The sequence below is a fragment of the Wolbachia endosymbiont (group A) of Lypha dubia genome (assembly GCF_964028575.1).
In the GTDB taxonomy this organism is placed as follows: domain Bacteria; phylum Pseudomonadota; class Alphaproteobacteria; order Rickettsiales; family Anaplasmataceae; genus Wolbachia; species Wolbachia pipientis.
In genome coordinates this window covers 348755-371149 of the sequence record NZ_OZ034796.1, presented here as the reverse complement: position 1 = coordinate 371149, position 22395 = coordinate 348755, and the positions used below count along the sequence as shown (strand labels likewise).

The 22395-nt window shown below is 34.6% G+C and carries 21 protein-coding genes; 15 read left to right on the top strand and 6 right to left on the bottom strand.

What is annotated here, in order from left to right; all coding sequences use genetic code 11:
* The first annotated feature begins 28 nt into the window (after window positions 1-28).
* Together ABWU72_RS01965 and ABWU72_RS01960 are read left to right on the top strand one after the other, a co-directional pair.
* The gene (locus ABWU72_RS01965) at window positions 29-307 is read left to right on the top strand and encodes an HU family DNA-binding protein (protein WP_353283832.1); all 279 of its coding nucleotides are present in this window, start codon (window positions 29-31) and stop codon (window positions 305-307) included.
* 72 nt (window positions 308-379) lie between these two features.
* Complete coding sequence (locus tag ABWU72_RS01960) at window positions 380-706, top strand: cell division protein ZapA (protein WP_353283831.1); 327 nt, start codon at window positions 380-382, stop codon at window positions 704-706.
* Here ABWU72_RS01960 and ABWU72_RS01955 read toward each other — a convergent pair.
* Window positions 681-959, bottom strand: coding sequence for a succinate dehydrogenase assembly factor 2 (locus ABWU72_RS01955; protein ID WP_006279484.1), 279 nt, complete (start codon window positions 957-959; stop codon window positions 681-683). The two genes, ABWU72_RS01960 and ABWU72_RS01955, sit on opposite strands and share 26 nt — an antisense overlap.
* A 99-nt stretch (window positions 960-1058) precedes the next feature.
* On the opposite strand from ABWU72_RS01955, the gene rseP reads away from it, so the two are divergent.
* The 9 genes from rseP to surE all read left to right on the top strand — a co-directional run bounded on the left by rseP (window position 1059) and on the right by surE (window position 13793).
* Window positions 1059-2177: an RIP metalloprotease RseP gene (gene rseP / locus ABWU72_RS01950; protein ID WP_353283830.1), complete on the top strand. Its 1119-nt coding sequence runs from the start codon at window positions 1059-1061 to the stop codon at window positions 2175-2177.
* Window positions 2178-2185: 8 nt separating this feature from the next.
* Window positions 2186-4522, top strand: a complete 2337-nt coding sequence (gene bamA / locus ABWU72_RS01945) for an outer membrane protein assembly factor BamA (protein WP_155969476.1) — start codon at window positions 2186-2188, stop codon at window positions 4520-4522.
* The gene (locus ABWU72_RS01940; protein ID WP_155969474.1) at window positions 4523-5074 is read left to right on the top strand and encodes an OmpH family outer membrane protein; all 552 of its coding nucleotides are present in this window, start codon (window positions 4523-4525) and stop codon (window positions 5072-5074) included.
* 4 nt (window positions 5075-5078) lie between these two features.
* Window positions 5079-5510 (top strand): 3-hydroxyacyl-ACP dehydratase FabZ, encoded by a 432-nt coding sequence (fabZ, locus tag ABWU72_RS01935; protein ID WP_155969472.1) that lies wholly within the window; start codon window positions 5079-5081, stop codon window positions 5508-5510.
* A 45-nt stretch (window positions 5511-5555) separates the two neighbouring features.
* Window positions 5556-8429, top strand: a complete 2874-nt coding sequence (locus tag ABWU72_RS01930) for an FAD-dependent oxidoreductase (RefSeq protein ID WP_353283829.1) — start codon at window positions 5556-5558, stop codon at window positions 8427-8429.
* 303 nt (window positions 8430-8732) lie between these two features.
* Entirely contained in the window at window positions 8733-10292 is a 1560-nt protein-coding gene (locus ABWU72_RS01925; protein WP_155969468.1) for a proton-conducting transporter membrane subunit, read from the top strand.
* A complete protein-coding gene (gene ffh / locus ABWU72_RS01920) occupies window positions 10277-11620 on the top strand; it encodes a signal recognition particle protein (protein ID WP_353283828.1) in 1344 nt (447 codons plus the stop codon). Before ABWU72_RS01925 ends, ffh begins: the two co-directional genes overlap by 16 nt.
* A gap of 815 nt (window positions 11621-12435) precedes the next feature.
* Complete coding sequence (locus ABWU72_RS01915) at window positions 12436-12612, top strand: hypothetical protein (RefSeq protein ID WP_155968924.1); 177 nt, start codon at window positions 12436-12438, stop codon at window positions 12610-12612.
* 428 nt (window positions 12613-13040) lie between these two features.
* Complete coding sequence (surE, locus tag ABWU72_RS01910) at window positions 13041-13793, top strand: 5'/3'-nucleotidase SurE (protein WP_010081939.1); 753 nt, start codon at window positions 13041-13043, stop codon at window positions 13791-13793.
* Window positions 13794-13813: 20 nt separating this feature from the next.
* On the opposite strand, the gene hisS is transcribed toward surE, so the two are convergent.
* Window positions 13814-15040 (bottom strand): histidine--tRNA ligase, encoded by a 1227-nt coding sequence (hisS, locus tag ABWU72_RS01905; protein WP_155969466.1) that lies wholly within the window; start codon window positions 15038-15040, stop codon window positions 13814-13816.
* Window positions 15037-15609, bottom strand: a complete 573-nt coding sequence (locus tag ABWU72_RS01900; protein WP_155969464.1) for a NifU family protein — start codon at window positions 15607-15609, stop codon at window positions 15037-15039. The genes hisS and ABWU72_RS01900 overlap by 4 nt, the downstream gene beginning before the upstream one ends.
* A gap of 172 nt (window positions 15610-15781) precedes the next feature.
* Between ABWU72_RS01900 and ABWU72_RS01895 the strand changes: the two genes are divergently transcribed.
* The gene (locus ABWU72_RS01895) at window positions 15782-16030 is read left to right on the top strand and encodes a J domain-containing protein (protein WP_022626406.1); all 249 of its coding nucleotides are present in this window, start codon (window positions 15782-15784) and stop codon (window positions 16028-16030) included.
* A 19-nt stretch (window positions 16031-16049) separates the two neighbouring features.
* Here the strand turns inward: ABWU72_RS01895 and ABWU72_RS01890 are convergent, their stop codons facing one another.
* The gene (locus ABWU72_RS01890; protein WP_223823148.1) at window positions 16050-17579 is read right to left on the bottom strand and encodes an N-acetylmuramoyl-L-alanine amidase; all 1530 of its coding nucleotides are present in this window, start codon (window positions 17577-17579) and stop codon (window positions 16050-16052) included.
* Window positions 17580-17647: 68 nt separating this feature from the next.
* Between ABWU72_RS01890 and ABWU72_RS01885 the strand changes: the two genes are divergently transcribed.
* The 3 genes from ABWU72_RS01885 to ABWU72_RS01875 all read left to right on the top strand — a co-directional run bounded on the left by ABWU72_RS01885 (window position 17648) and on the right by ABWU72_RS01875 (window position 20279).
* Window positions 17648-17818, top strand: a complete 171-nt coding sequence (locus ABWU72_RS01885; protein WP_010082675.1) for a J domain-containing protein — start codon at window positions 17648-17650, stop codon at window positions 17816-17818.
* Between the two features lie 104 nt (window positions 17819-17922).
* A complete protein-coding gene (locus tag ABWU72_RS01880; RefSeq protein WP_006280242.1) occupies window positions 17923-19152 on the top strand; it encodes a cytochrome b in 1230 nt (409 codons plus the stop codon).
* A 368-nt stretch (window positions 19153-19520) separates the two neighbouring features.
* Entirely contained in the window at window positions 19521-20279 is a 759-nt protein-coding gene (locus ABWU72_RS01875; protein WP_010963022.1) for a cytochrome c1, read from the top strand.
* Between the two features lie 14 nt (window positions 20280-20293).
* Here the strand turns inward: ABWU72_RS01875 and ABWU72_RS01870 are convergent, their stop codons facing one another.
* Window positions 20294-21979 (bottom strand): recombinase family protein, encoded by a 1686-nt coding sequence (locus ABWU72_RS01870; protein ID WP_353283827.1) that lies wholly within the window; start codon window positions 21977-21979, stop codon window positions 20294-20296.
* Window positions 21882-22160 (bottom strand): hypothetical protein, encoded by a 279-nt coding sequence (locus ABWU72_RS01865; RefSeq protein WP_353283789.1) that lies wholly within the window; start codon window positions 22158-22160, stop codon window positions 21882-21884. Before ABWU72_RS01865 ends, ABWU72_RS01870 begins: the two co-directional genes overlap by 98 nt.
* Between the last annotated feature and the right edge of the window lie 235 nt (window positions 22161-22395).

The window sequence follows — 22395 nt, the reverse complement described above, 5'->3', positions numbered from 1 at the left end:
AAGGTTTACTTATTTTGGCTTCATATAAATGGCAACAAAGTCTGATATAATAGCGAGGGTAGCAAAAAGACATCCTTTTTTAGATAAGATTGTTATAGCAGCTATAGTTGATAGATTTTTTGGGATACTTTCAACCACATTGAAACATCATAATAGAGTTGAAATTAGGGGGTTTGGTTCTTTTTCAGTTAGAAGTTATAACTTGAAAGAAACAAGCCATTTAATGTTACAGAAGTTTACAAAGAATCAATACTTTAAAACATATTTTCGTAGCAGTAAAAAATTATCTGATTTGATAAATGAATAAAAATTTATACCATAAATAAGATGAAAGTAGGGGTTTGAGTTTATACTGTACGATAGAAATTTTTAGCACCATATGCAAGTAGTAGAAATAGTTATACGTAATAACACATATAAAATATCTTGCGAAAGTGGGAAGGGGAATCATTTATTACGCCTTGCTAATAGTTTTGACAAGTTAGTTAGTTCTGTATCTCAAAAAACTGGAGGTAAGGGTTCGGATGCATTAAATTTCTTACTTGCAGCACTAATTCTTGAGGATAAAATTTTAGAATTAACAAAGCGATTAGATGAAATAAATCAAGAGCGCGAAAAGTATAGAAACGAGAAAAGAATAGAATATACTGAGGTACTAGATAAGGTAAATAAGATTATCACTAATCTTGAGTGCATAAAGGATTAGCTTCAATAAAGCAAGCAATTAAATTGACTATCTGACTATTCAAGCCAGGAGGGAGGTTTGTCTTACGAGTTATGTAACAATATAATTCGTAATCATCAAGATCAACTATTTTTTCGTATTCGATTAGTTCGCTTAAGGAAAATTTATCAAGATATTTCAATGCGAAATGCCCTAAAAGTATATCGGTTTCTTTGCAACCCCTATGCCAGCTTCTATATATTAATTTTCTTCTGAGTAGTGAGGTATCTGTCATTACAATTAAACTTTTTTTAATTTAAAAGTTAAACTAAATACTTGTCAAGCGAGGCGCATTTTAATATACTTAACATTTTGTTAAGATCTAAATATACAGGTGGAATTAATTTCTAATCTTATCCATCAATTTAGCGATGGAATATATTATTTTTTATCATTTTCTTTAATAATTTCTGTCATAGTATTCGTGCATGAATATGGGCATTATGTTGTTGCCAAAGCATGCAAAGTTAAAGTTGAATCTTTTTCCATAGGTTTTGGTCCTGAAATTTTTGGTTTTAACGATAAGTCTGGAACTAGATGGAAATTAAGCGCTGTTCCATTGGGTGGTTATGTTAAAATGCTAGGAGATACTAATGCAGCGAGTGTCCCAGCTGATCAACAAGAATTAACGGAAGAAGAAAAATTGTATTCATTTCATACAAAACCGCGTCATAAAAAAGCAGCAGTAGTTTTTGCAGGGCCTTTTGCAAACATGGTATTTGCTGTTATAGCTTTTACAATATTTTTTAGCATAGCAGGTTATTATCGCACTCCACCGATGATTGAAAATGTAATCGAAGGTAGTGCAGCTAAGCAAGCTGGTTTGTTGCCAGGTGACACTATTACACAAATCAATGAGCATAAAATAAAATACTTTGAAGATATTTCACGTGTGATAATGTCGAATCCTAAAATAAGAATGGAGATTGAGTATAGCAGAAATAATGAGAAGCACAGGACCAGTTTAACTCCATTAATAATCAAGGACAAAGACGTTTTTGGCAACACAATAGAAAGAGAAACTATAGGGATTATTTCAGTCAATACATTAAAGCAGTCGTCTTTTCTTGGGGCTGTGAGCTTATCAGTAAGTGAAACTTACCACACTATGTGCTTAACGATCAAAGCTCTCTTTCACATTATTGTTGGTAAAAGGAGTATCAATGAAATAGGTGGGCCAATAAAAATCGCAAAGTATTCAGGGCAATCAGCTAAAAAGGGGTTCGTTATGGTTGTGTATTTCATGGCAATTATTTCAGCTAATTTAGCTGCAATTAACTTGCTGCCAATACCACTGCTAGATGGTGGGCATTTATTTCATTATATCATAGAAGCGGTTATACGTAGGGATTTAAGCTTGAAATGTCAAAAATATGCAGCTATTTTTGGTGCTTTAGTGTTGTTTTTGCTTATGGCAACTGGAATGTCAAATGATATTAGGGATCTTTTTTGAAATAAAATATGAAAAAGCTATTTTATATACTGGTAGTGGTTTTTATTTCTTTTCCTGCCCTGCTTGTTGCTTTAGGAACTGCGGAAAAAGTGCAGGTGAAAGATGTCAAATGTATTGGTAATGAGAGGGTAAGCAACCAGACAATAGGGTTCTATATAAAACTAAAATCTGGTGATTATATAAACGACGATGATATAGACTCAATTATAAAAGATCTATATAAAACAAAGTTATTTGCTAGTGTTAATGCTTACATAGATGATAAAAAAAATTTAGTAATAAAAATTCAAGAAAATCCACTGATTAACAAGGTAGTGTTAAAAGGCAATAAGTTATTTAACAGCAAAGAGCTGCTAAGTAATGTGATTCAATCAAAGTCGCTAACTATTTTAACTGAAACAAAATTGCAAAACGATTTAGTGAATTTAGTCACTACTTATAGAAATAACGGTAAGATTGGTGTTAAAATTGAATATGACCTGAATAAGCTTGATGGCAATAGGGTCAATCTAATTTTTAAAATAAAAGAAGGCAAAACCTCTAAAATTAAGGATATAAGATTTATAGGCAATAAAAACTTTTCTGAAAATGAGCTAGAGCAAGTTATCAAAAGACATAGTAATGACATATTTAGTAAGTTATTTAGAGCTATTTTTAAAGGCGGAAATCATTATTCACCGCAATATCTATTGATTAACACAGAATTGCTCGATCATTTTTATTCATCTAAAGGATATATTCAAAATAATATTCAACCAATTGTTGAGGTTGATAATAACAATCAAACAGAGTTAACTTTTTTGATTGACGAAGGACAGCAGTATTTATTTGGAAATAATGAGGTTAATATTGAAACTGAAATTCAGGATTTGAGCCTAAAAGAAGAAATATTGGATTTTATAACAGAGGAAAACGATAAGATATTTAATAGAGTTAAAATTAATAATACAGTAGAAAAAATAAACAAATATTTAAATGAGAAAGGATATATATTTGCAAAAGTTAATCCAGAGTATGCACAACGTGACAATGTTGTAGATGTAACCTACAGAGTGCTGCCGGGTAAAAAGATTTATATAAATCAAATTACAATTGATGGTAACGATCGCACTTTAGATAAAGTGATCAGAAGTAAGCTAAGTGTAGCAGAAGGTGATGCGTACAATATATCTGAGATTCAAAAGTCACGTAAAAAACTAATGAGTAGTGATTTTTTTGAAACAGTGAAAGTAAATAGTTATGCAGTTAATGATAATGCAGTAAATCTTGACTTAAGTGTTAAAGAAAAAAACACTACTTCGTTGTATTTGGGAGGAGGTGTGTCTCTTCCTGGTGGAGCATTGATTAAAATTGACCTCAAAGACCGTAATTTATTTGGTACTGGAAAAGAGCTCTCTTTTGCTCTTGAAAAAAGTCAATACGTATTTTCTACTGATTTAGAGTTTGTTGAAAATAATTTTAACGATTCTGATACGTCACTAGGCATGGGTGTATTTTATGAAAAACAAGATAAACCAAACACTACTTTTGATAGTTGCGATATGGGATTTTTTACAAAGTTATCATATAAAGTCACAGAGAACTTAACTAATTCCCTTCGCTATTCTTATAAGTATAATCATATACACATGGATAATAAGGGTGGACAAGACACCGATATCTCTGAAATAATACTGGACCGAAAAGGTAAACATCAGATTTCATCAGTGGGATACACGTTGGCATATAATAAACTGGATAATCTATATGCTCCAAAAGAAGGGTATTTACTGCGCTTAAGTCAGGATATTTCAGGATTGGGAGGAAACGTGAATTTCCTAAAATCTGAATTCTTATCTTTTTATACGCACCCTATATTAAGCAAAATTGACGATGATATAACGCTACGCTTTAAGATGGCGGCAGGTCATATTTTTTCTTATACTGATGAAAATCTAAACATTGGCCAGCACTTTTTTAAAGGGGGTAATGAGATTAGAGGGTTTGACCTTTCCGGTATTGGACCAAGAGCAGAAGACAAAAATAAAAGCTCATTAGGAGGCAAAACTTATTTTAATCTAACACAGCAAGTGGATTTTCCTCTACCAAAACTATATGACTATGCTGGTATCAAAGGCTCACTATTTGTTGACTATGCAACACTTTTTGGCTTAGATGATAAAAATAAGAAGTATGAAGGGAAATACTACGATAGCAAGCTTGTGAGAGTGTCACCAGGTTTTGGCTTTTCAATGCTTTCTCTTTTTGGTAGACTTAGATTGGATTTCGGGTTTCCTTTAGTAAAGGAATCTTATGATATAATACCATCACCAAATGTTAAATTTTCTATTGAAGCGGGGATTTGAATGAAATATATACAGTTATTTATATCAGTTATTGCCTTAATTATTTCCTTATTTGTGGGGTATAAGTTTGTAGGATATCAACCTCAGAACACAAAGGCTGCAATTATCGATAGTGACAAAGTCATCAATGAATCTCTTGCTCTGCAAAATATACAACAACAAATAAAGGAGCAGAATTCTAGATTACAACAAGAATTTGAAAATGAGTTAGAAAAACTTAAGCCATCAAAAGAAGAATTTGACCTTTTGTCAGAAGAAGCAAAAAAGGAAAAGACAGGACAATTTAATAAGCACACTGTAAATACTAGAGATAATTACGCTAAAAAAATGTTACATTTAGAAGAAAGCTATAGAGACGCAGTAGAGAGTGTTTTTAACAAGATAAAAGAAGTCGCTAAAAAAACGGCAGAAAAAAACAACATAGATTTGGTACTATTTATTTCAAAAAAGAACCAAGTTTTATACTCCATGGATGAAGTTGATTTATCAGATGTGGTATTGAACAATATAAACAAGGAAATACCTGAATTTGCTTTACAAAGCATTGAGTAGGATTATGCAATTTAATATCAGTGATATTATAAAAATATTGCCACATTCTTATCCGTTCCTCTTGGTTGATAGGGTTATAGAGTGTGATCCTGGTAAAAGTATAAAAGCAATCAAAAATATGACTTTCAATGAGCCATTTTTTATTGGCCATTTCCCTGGTCATCCAATAATGCCCGGAGTCTTGATAATTGAATCTCTAGCTCAGGCATCTGCCATATGTGTTCTTGGTAAAGAAACAATAGAAAATAAAGTTGTTTACTTGAGATCCATTGAAAATGCAAAATTCAGAAAGCCAGTTACTCCAGGGGACACATTGATTCTTCAAGCTAACATTCAAAGTGTGTGTTTAGGTGTACACAAATTTAGGTGTATTGCATCTGTTAGCGAAGAAAAAGTTGCAGAAGCAACAATCTCAGCAGTACTGCAAAATAAATAAAATCTTCATCTGTAAGAAACAGCATGTACACTGTATAGTATAGCAATGAAGCTGAATTTCAAAATCTCATTTTCGAATCTATATACTCGTGATGGATTAACAAAATTAGATGAGACATTTTTGAATTATATTAAATCATGTGATGAGAGCTTGTTTTGTTCATTAATTGAAGCAAGAGAAAAAGCAGCTTCTTCTTCGATGTCATCCCAGTGTCACCTCCCATCATCCCAGTGTCACCCTCCGTCATCCCAGTGCTTGACACTGGGATCTAGAAAACAAGAAGGACGGTCAGCTACTTGGATGACAGATAGTCAGTTAATAATAGACCTTTCGTACTTACTTGATGGATTTATTGCAAAACTTTTCAATATTGAAAAAGGAATAGAAGAGCTAAAGAAAAAGCACAACGACTTTGCTGTAATATATAAATGCAAAAGGTTATTTGTCCAACGCTATGCATTGAAGAAATACACTAATGTGGCGAATATAGATATTACTAACAAACTAAGTCATTTTCTCACTTTGCCAACAACAGAAAAAAATTTCGCTGAGCAGGTGATGCATTGGTTTGAAGATAAAGAAAATCACAAAGAGGAAATAGAACTTGCGGCACAATATGCAGTGTGGAGAGTAAAAAATAAACAGAGTATATTATTCAGTATTCATAAAAAAATCGACCACGAAAACCTCATACTATTTTCTAAAAAAGAAGTAGACAAAGTTGAAGTGCTGTATTCAAATGAAGTAAAAAGACGATATGGTTTTGATCTAACAAGCAAAAAGGTGAGTTTGAATAAAGCACTAGATAATGCTCACTACTGCATATTTTGTCATAAGCAAAGTAAGGACAGCTGCTCAAAGGGGCTAATCAATGATGACAACACTTTCAAAAAGTCTCCACTTAGAGTTGAGCTGCATGGCTGCCCACTAGAACAGAAAATATCAGAAATGAATCTGGTGAAAAGCGAAGGGTACAGCATAGCAAGTCTTGCAATTGTGATGATAGATAACCCGTTATGTGCAGCTACTGGACACAGAATATGCAATGACTGCATGAATTCGTGCATATATCAAAAACAAGAACCCGTAAATGTGCCAGCAATTGAAACAAGGATTCTGGATGATGTGCTCAGTTTACCGTACGGATTTGAAATATATTCTCTGCTCAGCCGTTGGAATCCTTTAAATTTTCAGCGTCCATTGCCAAGAGGAAACACTGGAAAAAATGTTCTAGTTGTAGGCCTTGGTCCTGCTGGTTTTAATTTAGCTCATCATTTGTTGAATGATGGGCATAACGTTATCGCCATTGATGGACTAAAGATTGAACCTTTGATCGATAATTTCCAGCTAATTAAAGATTTCAAACACGAAAAATTGAGTGAACGCGTGGCAGGAGGATTTGGTGGAGTGGCAGAATATGGTATTACTTCTCGGTGGGATAAGAATTACTTAAAGATTATTAGATTACTGCTGGAAAGACGTGAGAATTTCGCACTTTATGGAGGCATTCGTTTTGGTGGCACGATTAATGTTGATGACGCGTTCAACTTGGGTTTTGATCACATTGCCCTAGCACTTGGCTCTGGCAAGCCACGAATGATCAAAATAAAGAATATACTAGCTCGTGGAGTGCGTATGGCATCTGACTTTCTTATGTCGTTACAACTGACTGGTGCTCTTAAATTTGATTCTATAGCAAATCTGCAAGTTCGTATGCCGATAGTTGTCATAGGTGCGGGGCTTACTGCGATTGACACTGCCACTGAAGCTTTAGCGTATTATTCAATTCAAGTAGAAAAATTTCTTCTTCGTTATGAGATATTAGTTGATAAGTATGGAAAGGACTGTGTTGAAAAAGATTGGACAGAAGAAGAACACAAAATTGCAAATGAGCTCATATCGCACGCAAAGTTGATCCAAGCAGAGCAAGAGTTAGCAAAAAAAGAGAATAGAGAAATAAAAATATTAGAGTTGATGCAGAGCCTCGGGGGAGTGAAAGTTATATATAGAAAAGAGCTAAAAGATTCACCAAGTTATCGATTAAATAGCGAAGAGGTGCAAAATGCACTGTCAGAAGGAATTTACTTTATTGAAAACTTAGAGCCAGTTGAAGTTGTGACGGATAAATATAACCATGCTGAATCAATAAAACTGATAGACACAAAATCCGGCGAAATCAAACGTATAAAAGCACGTTCTATTTTTATAGCAGCAGGTACTGAGCCAAATACGGTTATTGCAACAGAAGATGAAAAGCATTTTAAATTAAGTAATGGGTATTTTACTCAATTGAATTCATTGGGAAAAGAAATAGACCCAATATTTTCTCCTAAAATGCAAAATAAAGACAGAATATTAGTATACAAGCAAGGCAATAAAACAATTAGCTTTTTTGGTGACCTTCATCCTTCGTATAGCGGCAGCGTCGTGAAAGCTATGGCAAGTGCTAAGAACGGCTACCCTATTATTTCTCAGCTTTTGAGTGGAGTTAATAGCTTCGTTTCTGTCATTCCAGTGTGTGATGTTGTGGGCCAGAAAAAAAATGCGTGGTCAAGTGTTGAAGACCTGGCTAATAAAGAATTATTTAATAGAATCAAAGAGCAATTCACTGCAAAAGTCATAAAAGTTCAATATTTAACAGATAAAGTGATAGAAATAGTGATTAAAGCACCTCTTGCGGCAAAGAATTTTAAACCTGGACAATTTTTTAGGTTGCAAAATTTTGAAACCAATAGCAGAAAAACTAACCTTGCTATGGAAGGTATAGCTGTGACTGGCACTGAAGTAGACAAAAAAAAAGGAATTATTTCCACTATTGTGCTGGAAATCGGCGGCTCCACTAATTTATGCAGACACTTAAGAGAAGGCGAGCAAATAATTCTTATGGGCCCAACTGGCAGACCTACTGAGGTTTACTAAGTCTCAATATTAAAGTGATGCCAAATTTTATTTCAAAAAGTAAATAATTTACTAACGCTCGTGCACAAATTAAAAATAAATTATGCACGAGTGTAGCGTTATGAATTAGGAGTGCTATATTAAAGCTTACCTCACTATTAAAGCTATCGGTCAGATTAGATTAAAAACCTAATCTGACCGGTTTCTCTATAACCCTCTAAACTCTGATATAATTATATGATAATTAGTTTAATTAGTGGTTAATATGCAAATTGATTTTATTCATATATTGAGATAGCATAAACCATATTGGTTTTAATTATTGTGCAACTTTATAAATCGTCACTGTTACTTCTACTGACTGTATTAATAGTTATAGTCCTAAAATTACCTGAAAATTTGAGCATTGCAGTAAATTGGTCTCTCCCAATTCTAGATTTTGATTTATCTTTTCGTACCATACTAATATCTTTTTTATCAGTTGCATTTTTAGCTGTTCTACCAGCACAAAATTTGACTTTTTCAGAGATGCTATCTTTTGCTGCTTACACTATTAGTTCACTTTATGCAGTTTTATCTGAACATATGATATTGGTTATAATATTCTGTGAATTAATGACCATCAGTGCATTTTTTATTATCGCAGCTAGCTGTAGAGATAGTGGACCTGCAATAAGGTACGCTTGTGTACACTTTTTCGTTGGAGTTATATTAATAGCAGGATTGGCACTTCAAAGCACTAACCTGATAATTTTGGGTTTATTGATAAACTGCGCTTGTTTTCCTTTTTCATTTTGGGTTGTTGATGCATATCCTGCTGCATCGCTACATGGCACCACATATCTCTCTTTATTTACCACTAAAGTCTCTTTTTTAGTGATGCTTTTACACACTTATAACCTATGGCAAGATTGTACTGAAATATTAGCGCTTGTAGGCGCCATCACTGCAATTTACAGCATTATATTTGCTTCTCTTGAGCAAAATATTCGCAGATTTTTATGCTATAACGTTGTAGGACAAATGGGCTTGCTGATTATTGCAGGAAGTTTGCTCAGTCCTTCGGAAAAAGCAATACCAATTTTGATACTGCATATAATCTTCTCTCTTGTTTATCAATCATTATTGTTTGTGGTCAGTAATTCGATTATTTCACAAACAAAAACAATTAGTTTTAATGGAGTGGGTAAACTGATGTCAGTGGAAGGCATGTGTGCTATAATCGCAATACTTACAATGGCTGCATTTCCTGGAACCGTTGGATTTATCAGTAAATCATATATCACAGCTGAAATTGAAATGAACACTGTTGCCTTAAAAGGGTATAAAAATTTATATAAGCTTCTAAATTTGCTGCTTCATTTAAGCGTGGGGCTAAAGTTTCTTTATTACTTATTTATTGCAAAAAGTAAGTCAAAACCTTTAGCAGAGAGAGGAGGCAAAATGACTATGATTATTTTAGCATTTATATGCGTAATCGCTGGCAATCCTTACTTACCTATTTACAATAAACCTTCGATTTTCGATTTTGTGTACAACACAAAAAATATTTTGTCGCAATTTAATTTGTTACTATGTACCACTTTATTGTTTATTCCTTTACGCAAGTTATTTTACCCGAGAGTAAATTTTAAAATGGATGTTGATTGGATTTTTAGAACTTTCATATCCTATATTGTCTTGTTGTTCAATCAGTTAGTCTCTAAAACTAGAGAAATGTTTGCCAGCGTAGTGCAAAACTTGACTAATCCACTTACTGGTTTATACTTTAATAATATTACTAAACTTAAAGAAGTGCTGGGTTATAACTCAGTGAGTTTTGTTTCAGCTTCTTCTCTCTTTTTAATGAGTATTCTACTAATGCTATTATGTTTAAATCGTTAACTGAAAGTTTAAATTCTGTATTTAGTAAACTGAGAGGAAAGTCAATCATTTCTGAAGATGATTTTAATCTTGCCATGCGTGAAATACGCATAGCCTTAATTGAAGCTGACGTTTCACTTGAAGTTGCAAAAAAATTCATCAACGACATTAAAGATAAAGTGATTGGGGAAAAAGTCATAAAAAGTGTTTCTCCAGCACAAATGATAATTAAAATTGTACAGGATAATTTAGTTGCAGTTCTCGGATCAGAGAAAAGTGACTTAAATCTAGCAGTTAAACCCCCTGCTGTGATTATGATGGTGGGCTTACAAGGTGCAGGTAAAACAACTACCTCAGGAAAGCTTGCTTTAAAACTAAAAAAGCAAAAGAAAAAAGTGATGCTTGCCTCTTTAGACATTTATAGGCCTGCTGCCCAGAAACAACTTGAAGTGCTAGGTAAACAAATAGATGTGCAAACTTTACCTGTAGTAATAGATGAGAAGCCCATTACAATTACAAAAAGGGCACTGGCAGCAGCAAAGAACGATAATTATGATGTATTAATACTAGACACTGCAGGCAGGCTTCATATTGACAATAATATGATGAATGAGTTGAAAGCCGTAAAGGAAATAGCTTCACCTGCAGAAGTTATTTTAGTAGCCGACGCAATGATAGGCCAGGATGCGGTCAACATTGCCAAATCATTCAATGAGGTAATAGGTGTAACCGGCATTATTCTTACCCGTGTTGATGGTGATGCACGTGGTGGTGCTGCTCTTTCTATGAAAATGATCGCCGATTGTCCAATTAAATTTATTGCTTGTGGTGAAAAATTAAGTGACCTCGATGATTTTTATCCAGATAGAATTGCAAAAAGAATACTTAGCATGGGTGATGTTGTCTCATTGGTTGAAAAAGCTGCTGAGATTGTTGGTCAGGAAGAAATTGATAAGTTACAAAAGAAAGTGAAAAAAGGTAAATTCGACCTAAACGACCTAGTGGGAATGTTAAAAACTCTGAGTAAAATGGATGGCATTAGCAACATAATGAAATTCATTCCTAGTTCATTTACAAAAAAGCTAAGTAGCAGTGTGCCAGATGACAATAAAGTGAAAAAATATATAGCCATCATAAACTCAATGACTGAAAAAGAAAGGCAAAATCCAGATATTTTAAATGGCAAAAGAAGACTTAGAATTTCTAAGGGGTCCGGAACAACTTTAACTGACATTAATCTTCTAATTAAGCAGTATAATCAAATGAGCTCTATGGTAAATAAGTTCAGTAAAGTTGACCATAGTAAACTCAAAGAATCTGATTTGATGGATATGCTAAGCAGAAAGTAAGTCAGCAGGTAGTGGAATGAGACAAATCATCAGTAAACCTTTAGCTATATCAAAAGCGGCTTAGGTCTCGCAAAAAAATTTACAGCTTCTTGCTAGCCAAGAAATTTATTATTAATTTTAAGAAATACTATAGCTGACCCAAGCAACACGTCATACCGCCGCGGTATCTCTAGATCCCGCTAACACGTAGCTGGATGACGAGGCTTACCTTATCGGATTGTTTCAACACGTCATCCCGCGATTCATTCGCGGTATCTCATCCGCTAACAAGAGATCCCGCTAACAAGCAGCGGGATGACGAGCTTATCGTCATGCCACTGCAAACCGTCATACCGCCGCGAACCGTCATACCGCGATTCATTCGCGGTATCTCTAGATCCCGCTAACAAGCAGCGGGATACTTAACCATCATCTACACCGTTATACCGCGATTCATTCGCGGTATCTCAAAGCATAGATCCCGCTAACACGTAGCGGGATGACGAGGTCATGCCACCGCGCAAACCGTCATACCGCCGCGGTATCTCTTAGCCGCTAACACGTAGCGGGATACTTAACCATCATCTACACCGTCATACCGCGATTCATTCGCGGTATCTCAAAGCATAGATCCCGCTAACACGTAGCGGGATGACGAGGTCATGCCACCGCGCGAACCGTCATACCGTCACGGTATCTCTAGATCCCGCTAACACGTAGGGGAATGACGAGGTCATGCCGCCGCAAACCGTCATACCGCCGCGGTATCTCTTAGCCGCTAACACGTAGCGGGATGACGGTTGTCGTTTAGCTACAAACGTTAAGAAATTTACCAAATGAAAAAAAAGGCAAAAGAAGCCCTGGGGTTATTATCCGCTTTAAAATATTGGCGTTTTTTATGTTTTAAACGCTTGACAAGCAAGATTAAGCTGCTTTTAATTGCAACTAACTTACGCTGCAAATGTTTAAGAAGTTTACTAAGCAGAAAAAAAGACAAAGAATCCCCGAGTTAGCTAGTCTTTTACTATCTCTGTCGAGTATTGGCATTTTTTGATGTCTTGTAACGCTTTATAAGCGCGTTCAGCTTATTTAGATAAAAATCTAGATGTAGATGAAGTTTTGTAAAGACATACAGTATCTATGTACTGCAAAAAATTAAACATAAGACGCCGATACATTAAGTAATCCTTACCTTTTAATCTGCAGATTGGCGAAAGCAAATACAATAGCTTCAGTTTTATGATAAGGGGGCTGGCGGAGTTTGTCAAGTAAGTTTTTTCGTTTCTATTGTAATGACAGTTATGGCCTGTGCAAGAAATCTATTGATTTACAGCAGGTTCTTTGTTACAGTTCGTAGTTATGCAAAGAAACTTAAAGCCTCATGAGTTTATTTACAGCCAGTGGTTTACATAATTTGGAGCTGTATAGCTGAACATTGTATATGATAATATTAATAACAAACGATGATGGTTTTGGAAGTGAAGGAATAAAATTACTCAAAGAGGTTGCACGGAATTTTGCGTCAGAAATATGGATAGTGGCACCAGATACTGATAGAAGCGGAGCTGCAAGATCTCTTGATTATCCAGTGAAACAATCTATTGGAATAAAACAACATAGTGAAAGGGAATTTAGTGTGTCTGGTACTCCTGCAGATTGTGTCATTATTGCGCTAAATAAAGTTATGAATAAAAAACCAGACTTAATATTGTCCGGAGTAAATATTGGATCAAATGTCGGGGACGATATTTGTTATTCAGGAACAATTGGTGCTGTAATGGAAGGTGCTGCAAGGTCTATACCTTCTATTGCGCTAAGCCAAGTTTATCATGATAAAATAGACTGGCACAATACAAAGGTTTTTGCACCAAAGGTTATTGCCAAGCTAGTTAAGGTTGGTTGGCCTAAAAACATAGTGATGAGTGTAAATTTTCCTGCTACGGAAAAAGTAAAAGGAGTAGAATTTGCTGAACAAGGTGAATATAACATTGATGGGGATTTAACTTTTACTGAAAATTCGAATGGCTCTTTTAGCTTAAATTGGTCTCGAGAGCACTCAGGCAGTGGTAGTATAAATAAAATAAAAGAAGGATTTATTACTATTACACCGGTAAAATTAGATTTTACAGATTATGATACATTGAATACTATGAAAAATTCTTGTGCAGACGAATTTTCTTCTATAGCTGACTGAGAAAAACATTTGCATTGCTCCTAATAGATATTTTCTATTGTGTTATCGCGAGCAATTATTTTTTCTTCACCTGTATCCATGTTTTTAATCTTTAAAGTTTTACTACTCAATTCTTCATCGCCAAAGATTAAAGCAGCTTTAGCATTTGCTTGATTTGCTTTTTTCATTCGGGTTCTGAGCGTTCCGCTATATTCATAGATTACATATAAACCATTTCTGCGCAATTCATTCGCAAGTGTTAGGGTATATTCTTCAACCTCTCTACCGATTGGAATTAGGTAAATAGGTCGCTCTTCTTTCGGAGAATAATTGATTAACTCCATTATGCGCTCAATACCCCCTGCAAATCCTATTGCTGGAGTGTGTTTTCCACCTACTGAAGATACTAAATTATCGTATCTTCCACCGGCAAAAACTGCCCCTTGTGCACCTAAATCCTCTGTAACAAACTCAAACACTGTGTGGCAATAATAATCCAAACCTCGAACTAGTTTATTGTTTACGGTATAAGGTATATCAAGAATTGTTAATCCATTTAGTATTTGTTCAAAGAAATCTGAGGACTCTTTCGTATAATAATTGCTGATTTTGGGCGCATCAGAAATTATTGATTTATCTTTCTCGTCCTTGGAATCCAGTATTCTGAGTGGGTTTTTGATCAACCTATTTTTGCTATCTTCTGATAGATCATTTTGATACTTTGTAAAGTATAAGATCAAAGCTTCTCTATATTTAGTTATTGTTTCACCATCACCTAAAGAGTTGATTTCCAGCTTTACATTTTTATTGATGCCAAATTCAGTTAGTAAGTGCTGAGCGAGTGATATCAATTCAATATCAGCTTTTGGATCTTCTATGCCAAAAACCTCAAAATTTATCTGATGAAATTGCCTTTGTCTTCCCTTTTGCGGTCTTTCATAGCGAAATGCAGGTCCTGTTGAGAATAATTTTATCGGTGTTTGCAGTTTTTTTTCAATGAGTAGCCTGACAATCGCTGCAGTGAACTCAGGACGTAAAGTTATGCTCTTTCCCCCTTTATCATTGAAGCTATACATCTCTTTAGTGATGATATCTGAGCTATCACCTAAGGTTTTTGTAAAAACCTCCGTGTATTCAAATATCGGAGTTTGAGCAGGCAAAAAGCCATATAGATTTGAGATTCTGCTTGCTGTTTGCTCTATGTGTTTAAACTTGTACCATTCATCAAACAGGAGATCTTTTGTTCCTCTAACCGTTTGATTAGTCATAGTGTGGTCTCTATACCTGCAATCTCTGGTATGTGGTAGCTCAGCATATTTTGCACTCCTTGCTTTAAAGTAATTGCAGCACTTGGGCATCCAGAGCAAGCTCCTTGTAACTCAACATAAACTATCCCGTCTTTATAGCCACGAAATTTGATATCGCCACCATCTTGAGCAACTGCAGGTTTGATATAACTTTCCATTAATTCTTTTATTCTATTTACAATTTCTATATCATTTTTATCAAAAAATTCTTCATCCGGTATATTATTATCATTTACTCCTTCTTTATCTAGTGCTTTTCCACCTGAAGTAAAGTGATCCATGATTGTAGTTAAAATTTCTACTTTTAATGTATCCCAATTAATTCCACCCAATTTTGTTACTGAAATAAAATCATGACCAAAAAACACTCTTACCACATGTTCTATTTGAAAAAGATTTGCTGCTAGTTTAGAATTTTTTATCTCATTTGCATTTGAAAAATCAGCCGTTTCTCCTTCGTTTAGAATTGCAAATCCAGGGAGAAATTTCAGTGTGTTTGGATTAGGTGTTTCTTCAATCTGAATGAACATGTTATTTACCATGACGATTATAATTGTTACTATTTAATCATAAAATGATAAAAAAATATACATGTCATTCATCTTTTTCCTTTTTTTGATATTCATAGTAGTTACATTTGTCTTGCCTAGCGTTGTTGTATTTTTTCTTTTCCTGACAAAAAAAAATAACATAAGTTTCATGATGAACTCTATATTGAGTAAGTTTTTGAACGAATTTAGTAGCAGTAGAAGTTATACTGAAAATTACACTGGTGATAACATGTCCAAGGATGAAGCATTAAAGATACTGGGGCTGAATCCTGAGGCAAGTCAAAATGAAATCAATAAAGCATATCAAAATTTAATGAAATTAGTTCACCCAGATAAGGGAGGCTCGGAATATTTTGCGCAAAAGCTAAATGCGGCACGTGATAAATTGTTAAAAAAGTGATCTTAAAAAAAGTTTTCGTTTAACGAATTTCTTCCTTTGCTTTTTCTAAATACTCCAATATTGCTTCATGTAGTGCAGTCCATGTTATCTGTTCTTCCAGGGAAGGTATAAATTCTTGTCTCCAAGCATTCTTAAACTCCTGAAACCACTGTTTTTCAAAACCCTGAAATTCTAAAGAAATATCTACTTTAAAGCTATCAATTAAACTGGAAACTTCTGCAGCTTTAGAGCTATCTAGTGATTTTAAAGATAACACTCCACTCTTTAAAATCTCTAACTCTTCCAATACATTAAGCTTAAATGGTTTATAGAGTGAAGACCATATGCGATATCTTAAATAAGAATCATAGTATAACTTAATTTTGTACATTAAAGTGGTAGATGCATCAGGAGAAATGTTATTCTCATATTGTGCAAGAGAAGATAATAAATTCTCATAATCTACTTTGCTTAAACATGGTTGTAGAGTCGATTTAATTTTTTCACTAAAGGTTAGATAACTAGAAGAAATGCCATGACTATATTCACTAAAGAATTCAGGAAATATATCTGCTTGTTCTAGTTTAAGAGGTAGATCTTTTCTAATTTCTCTTGGTAAATTATGTATTGAAAACTGATAAATAACCCATACAAAATTCTCATCAAACTCATCTGAGTAATCAGCATTATTATCAGGAAAAATTACATTACCTTTCTTATCATTCCAAGGTTCTATCTTATAGAAAAATCTGTTCAGCCTTTGTTTTAATTTCAAAATACCTTCATTTCTATCACCTGCTTTATACAATGTTTTGCCCATTTTGTGTTTAGCATCTTTAGGGTTTATTCTGTCACTTATGTGCAATCCAATTTCATTTTTCTCTAATAACTCCCAATCAAACAATTTGTGTGGATCTGGTTTACGCATTGTATAGCCAAGCTCTGGATCATACACTATAGTTCCTATTTCAGAATGACTAAATATCATATCCCTTTTAATTTTAAAACGCTCCATAAGGTATAAAATCAGCTCTTTAACAGATCTCATTTGCTCTTCCGGAAAAGGCTCAAGTCCTGTGTTTACAATTTCAATACCTACAGAATAGTTGTTAAGCTTCCGTAACTCTTCAAGCTTACTATCTACCTTAACTCTTGCATAACTAATACCAGCATGCCATGCTTCTTTCTCTAATGGAACCATTAAGGTGATGCTGCCATCCCTATCGACAATAAAATGAACTGACAATCCTCTAGCATTCAGCGTATCTTTTGTACCTTTTAGTGTTGATGTTTCAGTATGGTGAACTATAACCATTAACACTTTTTTACCTGCCCTATCACCATAATTTAAAGCTGAAGCTGGATCTAAAAATAACAAATCCTGATCTTTCAATAATGGTAATTTTTCTTGTAAATCTTGAAAATCATTCTCGATATTGCTTGAACTGGATACTTGCCCAGATATGAGAAATGCTGAGACAGTAATCAGTAAAACTAATAAATATTTGTTGACTTTAGATAGTTGGATTTTCATACCATCTTCATAAACACTTTGTAGATAATTTTTCATTATATAGTTAGAATAGGGTTGTTGAATAAATTTACAAGACAAAATCATACTAGTCTGGTAGTAGTAACATGTTCAGAGATGGAGCATTTAAAGTGCTAGGAATAGATTCTGGAGCGAACCAAAATGAAATCAATAAAGCATATCAAAATTTAATGAAATTAGTTCACCCAGATAAAGGAGGCTCGGAATATTTTGCACAAAAATTAAACGCAGCACGTGACAGGTTGCTGAAGAGGTAATTAATATTGCTTTAAAGTTTTTATTTGTGCGTAAAGGATAAGTTGCTACAATAAAAAAATAAGATAAAAGTAGCAATGGACATGTGTTCAGAAAGGTTTAAGTTATGCAGGAAGATAACAAAAAAGAAACAATAAAAGAAGAAAAAGGCATATTAGGATGGATAGAATATAGATTGCCTATATTTTCTTTTCTAAGACACACTGCTTCTTACCAAGTGCCAAAAAACTTAAATTATGCTTGGAACTTTGGCTCTTTGGCTGGTATAGCGCTGATTTTACAAATAATAACAGGTATATTTCTTGCTATGCACTACACTCCGCATGTTGATTATGCGTTTAATAGTGTAGAGCGCATAATGCGAGATGTGAATTACGGGTGGTTAATACGCTACACTCACGCTGTTGGAGCATCGCTCTTCTTTATGGTAGTCTATGTTCATATAATGCGTGGATTATATTACGGATCTTATAAAAGACCGAGAGAGATGGTGTGGTTTATTGGAATATTTATATTTTTTGCAATGATGGCAACTGCCTTTATGGGATATGTATTGCCTTGGGGACAAATGAGTTTCTGGGGTGCAACAGTTATAACCAACTTATTTTCTGCTATACCTTTAATTGGCAATAAAATAGTTATATGGTTATGGGGTGGTTTTTCAGTGGATAACCCAACACTTAACCGTTTTTTCGCTCTGCATTATCTTCTGCCTTTTGTTATTATTGCTTTAGCTATGCTTCATGTGATAGCTCTGCATAGGTTTGGCTCTGGTAACCCAAGTGGAGTGGAGGTAAAATCAGATAAGGATACCATCCCTCTCTATCCTTATTATATAGTCAAGGATTGCATAACTTTTGGTCTGTTTTTTGTAGTTTTGTTCGCATTTGTTTTCTATGCTCCCAATTATCTTGGGCATCCAGACAATTATATAGAAGCTGATTCTATGGTCACTCCGGTACATATAGTGCCAGAGTGGTATTTTTTACCTTTTTATGCAATGCTACGTTCAATTCCAGATAAACTTACTGGTGTGCTTACCATGTTTGCGTCTATTTTAGTGTGGTTTTTGTTACCTTGGCTTGATAAATCAAAAGTTAAAAGTGGTGCTTATCGCCCGGTGTTTAAGAAATTTTTTTGGGTTTTTGCAATAAATTTTGTACTTCTTGCCTGGCTTGGAGGACAAGAGGTAAAAGAGCCTTACATCACTATGAGTAGGCTATCTACTCTTTATTACTTTGCATACTTTGTGATAGTTTTACCACTGCTTAGTAAGTATGAAAAGCCAAAAGAACCACCAAAAACCTTAAGTGATTCTGTGCCGGAGATGAGGTGATGTCAATTCAAAGCAGATCTCTTACAAAATTCTCTGTCATCCCAGAGCTCTCTTCTGTCATCCCAGAGCCCTCTTTTGTCATCCCAGTGCTTGACACTGGGATCCAGAAAAAAAATAAATGGATTCCAGCATCATGTACACAATTGTATGAACGTTGTATACAACACACAGTGTCATTCCACTATCTTCCGTTGTCATCCCAGTGCTTGACACTGGGATCCAGGTATAAAAATACTTACAAATCATGCAATGGACAACAGATTCTAGGAGTGCATGATAACCATAATGTCAGTGATGAAATAAGCTGGATTCCAGTGTCAGCTACTTGCATGACATCAATTCGAAATTTACTAAAACAGTGGTTATGCATGGGATCTAATGTATTTGCAATCTTCTGCATGTTATTTCTATCTAGTCTTATATCTGCAGAAGAATTTAAATCATCACCAAATAAGAAAATAGACTGGAAATTTGATGGAATTGTCGGATCTTTCGATAGAGAGTCAATTCAGCGTGGCTATAAAGTGTATAAAGAAGTCTGTGCTGCTTGTCATTCAATGAATAGGGTAGCATTTCGTAATTTGCAAGATGTCGGTTTTTCTGAAGAAGATGTAAAACAAATAGCAGCTTCTTATCAAGTTAAAGATGGTCCGAATGATTTGGGTGAAATGTTTGACAGACCTGGAGTACCTTCGGATTATTTTATTGCGCCTTTTGATACAAAAGAAGCAGCTGCAGCAAGCAACAATGGTGCAGTCCCACCAGACTTATCATTAATTATTAAAGCAAGGCATGATGGTGCAAATTATGTCTATTCATTGTTAACAGGCTATCAAAACGGCGAACACGATGAAAATGATTTATATTTTAATTCGTATTTTCCAACAGGCAGATTAGCTATGGCGCCACCACTTTCTGAAGGAATGGTGGAATATGATGGTGCAAGGCAAGCCACAGTTGAAAATATGGCGTATGATGTGATAAATTTTTTACAATGGGCAGCAGAGCCAGAATTAGAGCGCCGGCATAAACTTGGATTAAAAGTAGTGGCGTATTTTATAATTTTAACAGTGTTTTTTGTATTAACTAACAACAAAGTTTGGAGCAAGCTCTATAAAAAGAAGTGATAGTCAATTTTGCCTCAAGCACAATGGTTGTCATCCAAGTAGCTAACACTGGTTCCTTTACACCTACGACAATGTTGCAAATTTTTATTTTCCTCTCCATTATGTCCAGAAGAGTTCGGTAGCTCTTTTACGCGAAATACCACATTTACGTCCTCAAGGTTAATTTCAATTCTCTTGACCAATGTTCTGATAATATCACGTTTAGTTAGCCAGTCTGCGTTATCAAGGTTTAACGTAATATTGGAAGAAAAGTCTTCTAAATTGGTCACAACCAGAGTTACCTCCTGTTCTAATTCCTTTTGATAAAATATCTTTTTCTTCTCTTCTTCAATTGTTTTTAAGCTTTGTTTCATTGCTTTAATTCGTGGTTCAAATTCCTCTTGATTGATATATTCTTGAGCATAACCATCAATAAGTCTAGCAATACCACGTTTTAATTTATTTTCTTGTTTCTCTAGCAGGTCGCTTTTTTGATCCAATGATGATTTTTTTAGTTCTGAAAGCCTACGCTTGTATTCTTCTAAAACCCTGTTTGGATTTTTCAATAACTGCTTAACCTCTTCCCACACAGCTGTTTCTAATGCATCTGAGCGGATGAGTTTATTGTCACAAATCTTATTACCACCAAAACGGTAAGAATCTTTACTACTACAACGGTAATATGCATAATGGCCACCTTCTTCTTCTCGTCTACTTTTCATGCAAGTTCCGTAACATCCGTAATTACAACGCTTACATATGACTAAACCTTGTAGTAAGTACTTTGCTCCTCTTTTTCTTGTCCTTGCTATTTTTCTATTTTCAGCTAATTGTTCTTGAACAATATCAAATATATCTTCATCTACTATATTTGGCACTTTAATATAAATCCAATTTGCTTTTTCAACAGGATAGACAGAATGGTTACTTTTTGGCTGCTCACAAGAGCCTTTCTGTGGTCTTACTTGTTTTAATCTTACTCCTAACCTTCTTCTACCAAAGGCTGCTTGTCCTTTGTAAGCAGGGTTTTTCAACATACTCCAAATTGTACCTTTATTCCAGCGTTCTTTTCCTTTTTGTGTCTTAATGGACATAGTATTTAGCCGACGACATACTTCCCCAATACTTGTTCTTTCTCTGCCTACCCACAAAAATACTTTGCGAACGACATCAGCTTCTTCTTCGTTAATCTCAAATAAAGCTTGTCCTCCTCCCATATGTTTATCTATATAACGATAACCATAAGGAGCCCCTCCCATTACATTTACACAGCCTTTGTTAGCTGCATAGATTTTACCACGACGACTTCGTTCCATAATTTTCGCACGTTCATATTCTGCTATCATACCTTGCATTTGTAACAGTAATTGAGATTCTGGGTTACCGTTAATCTCATAATTTAAAAAAACCACTTTTGCTCCTGCTCTTTCAAATTCTTCAATCAGCACCATTTGATATGCATATTTTCTAGATAAACGATCAGGAGAATGAATGTAAATCTTATCAATTTTACCTTCTGTTACTTTATCACGTAATTTTTCTAAATCAGGGCGGACTAAATGAGATCCACTGTAGCCGTTATCAATAAATTTATACTCACTTAACAATTTGTATCCGTCCAGATTAATTTGCTTCTCTAAAGCTGCAATTTGACTTTCTATCGTATTTCCTTCTACTTGTTTCCCCGAAGAAACTCTCGCATATAAACATACTGTTACCATTTGACCCTCCTTGAATCCCATTTTTATGTTTTAAGTTTTTTTGACTTATTTCCTTTGATGCTACCTTTTCATAAGCATCTGATAAGCATTGTTCTGCCAACCGGTTAGGTTCATAGCTACAGCTAATTCGTATAGCTAATCTCTTGTTTCCCATGACTTTTCCTTGAAATAATATGTTCATATCATTCCTTAAAGCCGATGGTTAATTGATTATTAGCGCTATAAGTAAATCGGACTCTTGGTTCTGGACACAGAAGTTTTCGAGAAATGGTTTTCTCTAGTTTTATTTTTATGTTTTTTGCAACATTGTCGGTAGTGTATTTATGACGGTGTCATCCGAGTAGCTGACACTGGGATGGCTTTGTCGCATCGTACCTTATACGGTAATAATTTACGATAAATTCATGTAGCCATTT

Excerpts from the sequence above, each read along its gene's own strand:
- surE (WP_010081939.1), top strand. The coding sequence starts at position 13,041 with ATGATAATATTAATAACAAACGATGATGGTTTTGGAAGTGAAGGAATA.
- ABWU72_RS01940 (WP_155969474.1), top strand. The coding sequence starts at position 4,523 with ATGAAATATATACAGTTATTTATATCAGTTATTGCCTTAATTATTTCC.
- ABWU72_RS01890 (WP_223823148.1), bottom strand. The coding sequence starts at position 17,579 with ATGAAAAATTATCTACAAAGTGTTTATGAAGATGGTATGAAAATCCAA.
- ABWU72_RS01900 (WP_155969464.1), bottom strand. The coding sequence starts at position 15,609 with ATGTTCATTCAGATTGAAGAAACACCTAATCCAAACACACTGAAATTT.
- ABWU72_RS01915 (WP_155968924.1), top strand. The coding sequence starts at position 12,436 with ATGAAAAAAAAGGCAAAAGAAGCCCTGGGGTTATTATCCGCTTTAAAA.
- fabZ (WP_155969472.1), top strand. The coding sequence starts at position 5,079 with ATGCAATTTAATATCAGTGATATTATAAAAATATTGCCACATTCTTAT.
- ABWU72_RS01870 (WP_353283827.1), bottom strand. The coding sequence starts at position 21,979 with ATGGTAACAGTATGTTTATATGCGAGAGTTTCTTCGGGGAAACAAGTA.
- ABWU72_RS01955 (WP_006279484.1), bottom strand. The coding sequence starts at position 959 with ATGACAGATACCTCACTACTCAGAAGAAAATTAATATATAGAAGCTGG.
- ABWU72_RS01930 (WP_353283829.1), top strand. The coding sequence starts at position 5,556 with ATGAAGCTGAATTTCAAAATCTCATTTTCGAATCTATATACTCGTGAT.
- ABWU72_RS01965 (WP_353283832.1), top strand. The coding sequence starts at position 29 with ATGGCAACAAAGTCTGATATAATAGCGAGGGTAGCAAAAAGACATCCT.
- ABWU72_RS01960 (WP_353283831.1), top strand. The coding sequence starts at position 380 with ATGCAAGTAGTAGAAATAGTTATACGTAATAACACATATAAAATATCT.
- ffh (WP_353283828.1), top strand. The coding sequence starts at position 10,277 with ATGTTTAAATCGTTAACTGAAAGTTTAAATTCTGTATTTAGTAAACTG.
- hisS (WP_155969466.1), bottom strand. The coding sequence starts at position 15,040 with ATGACTAATCAAACGGTTAGAGGAACAAAAGATCTCCTGTTTGATGAA.
- ABWU72_RS01875 (WP_010963022.1), top strand. The coding sequence starts at position 19,521 with ATGGGATCTAATGTATTTGCAATCTTCTGCATGTTATTTCTATCTAGT.
- ABWU72_RS01880 (WP_006280242.1), top strand. The coding sequence starts at position 17,923 with ATGCAGGAAGATAACAAAAAAGAAACAATAAAAGAAGAAAAAGGCATA.
- ABWU72_RS01865 (WP_353283789.1), bottom strand. The coding sequence starts at position 22,160 with ATGAACATATTATTTCAAGGAAAAGTCATGGGAAACAAGAGATTAGCT.
- ABWU72_RS01885 (WP_010082675.1), top strand. The coding sequence starts at position 17,648 with ATGTTCAGAGATGGAGCATTTAAAGTGCTAGGAATAGATTCTGGAGCG.
- bamA (WP_155969476.1), top strand. The coding sequence starts at position 2,186 with ATGAAAAAGCTATTTTATATACTGGTAGTGGTTTTTATTTCTTTTCCT.
- ABWU72_RS01895 (WP_022626406.1), top strand. The coding sequence starts at position 15,782 with ATGAACTCTATATTGAGTAAGTTTTTGAACGAATTTAGTAGCAGTAGA.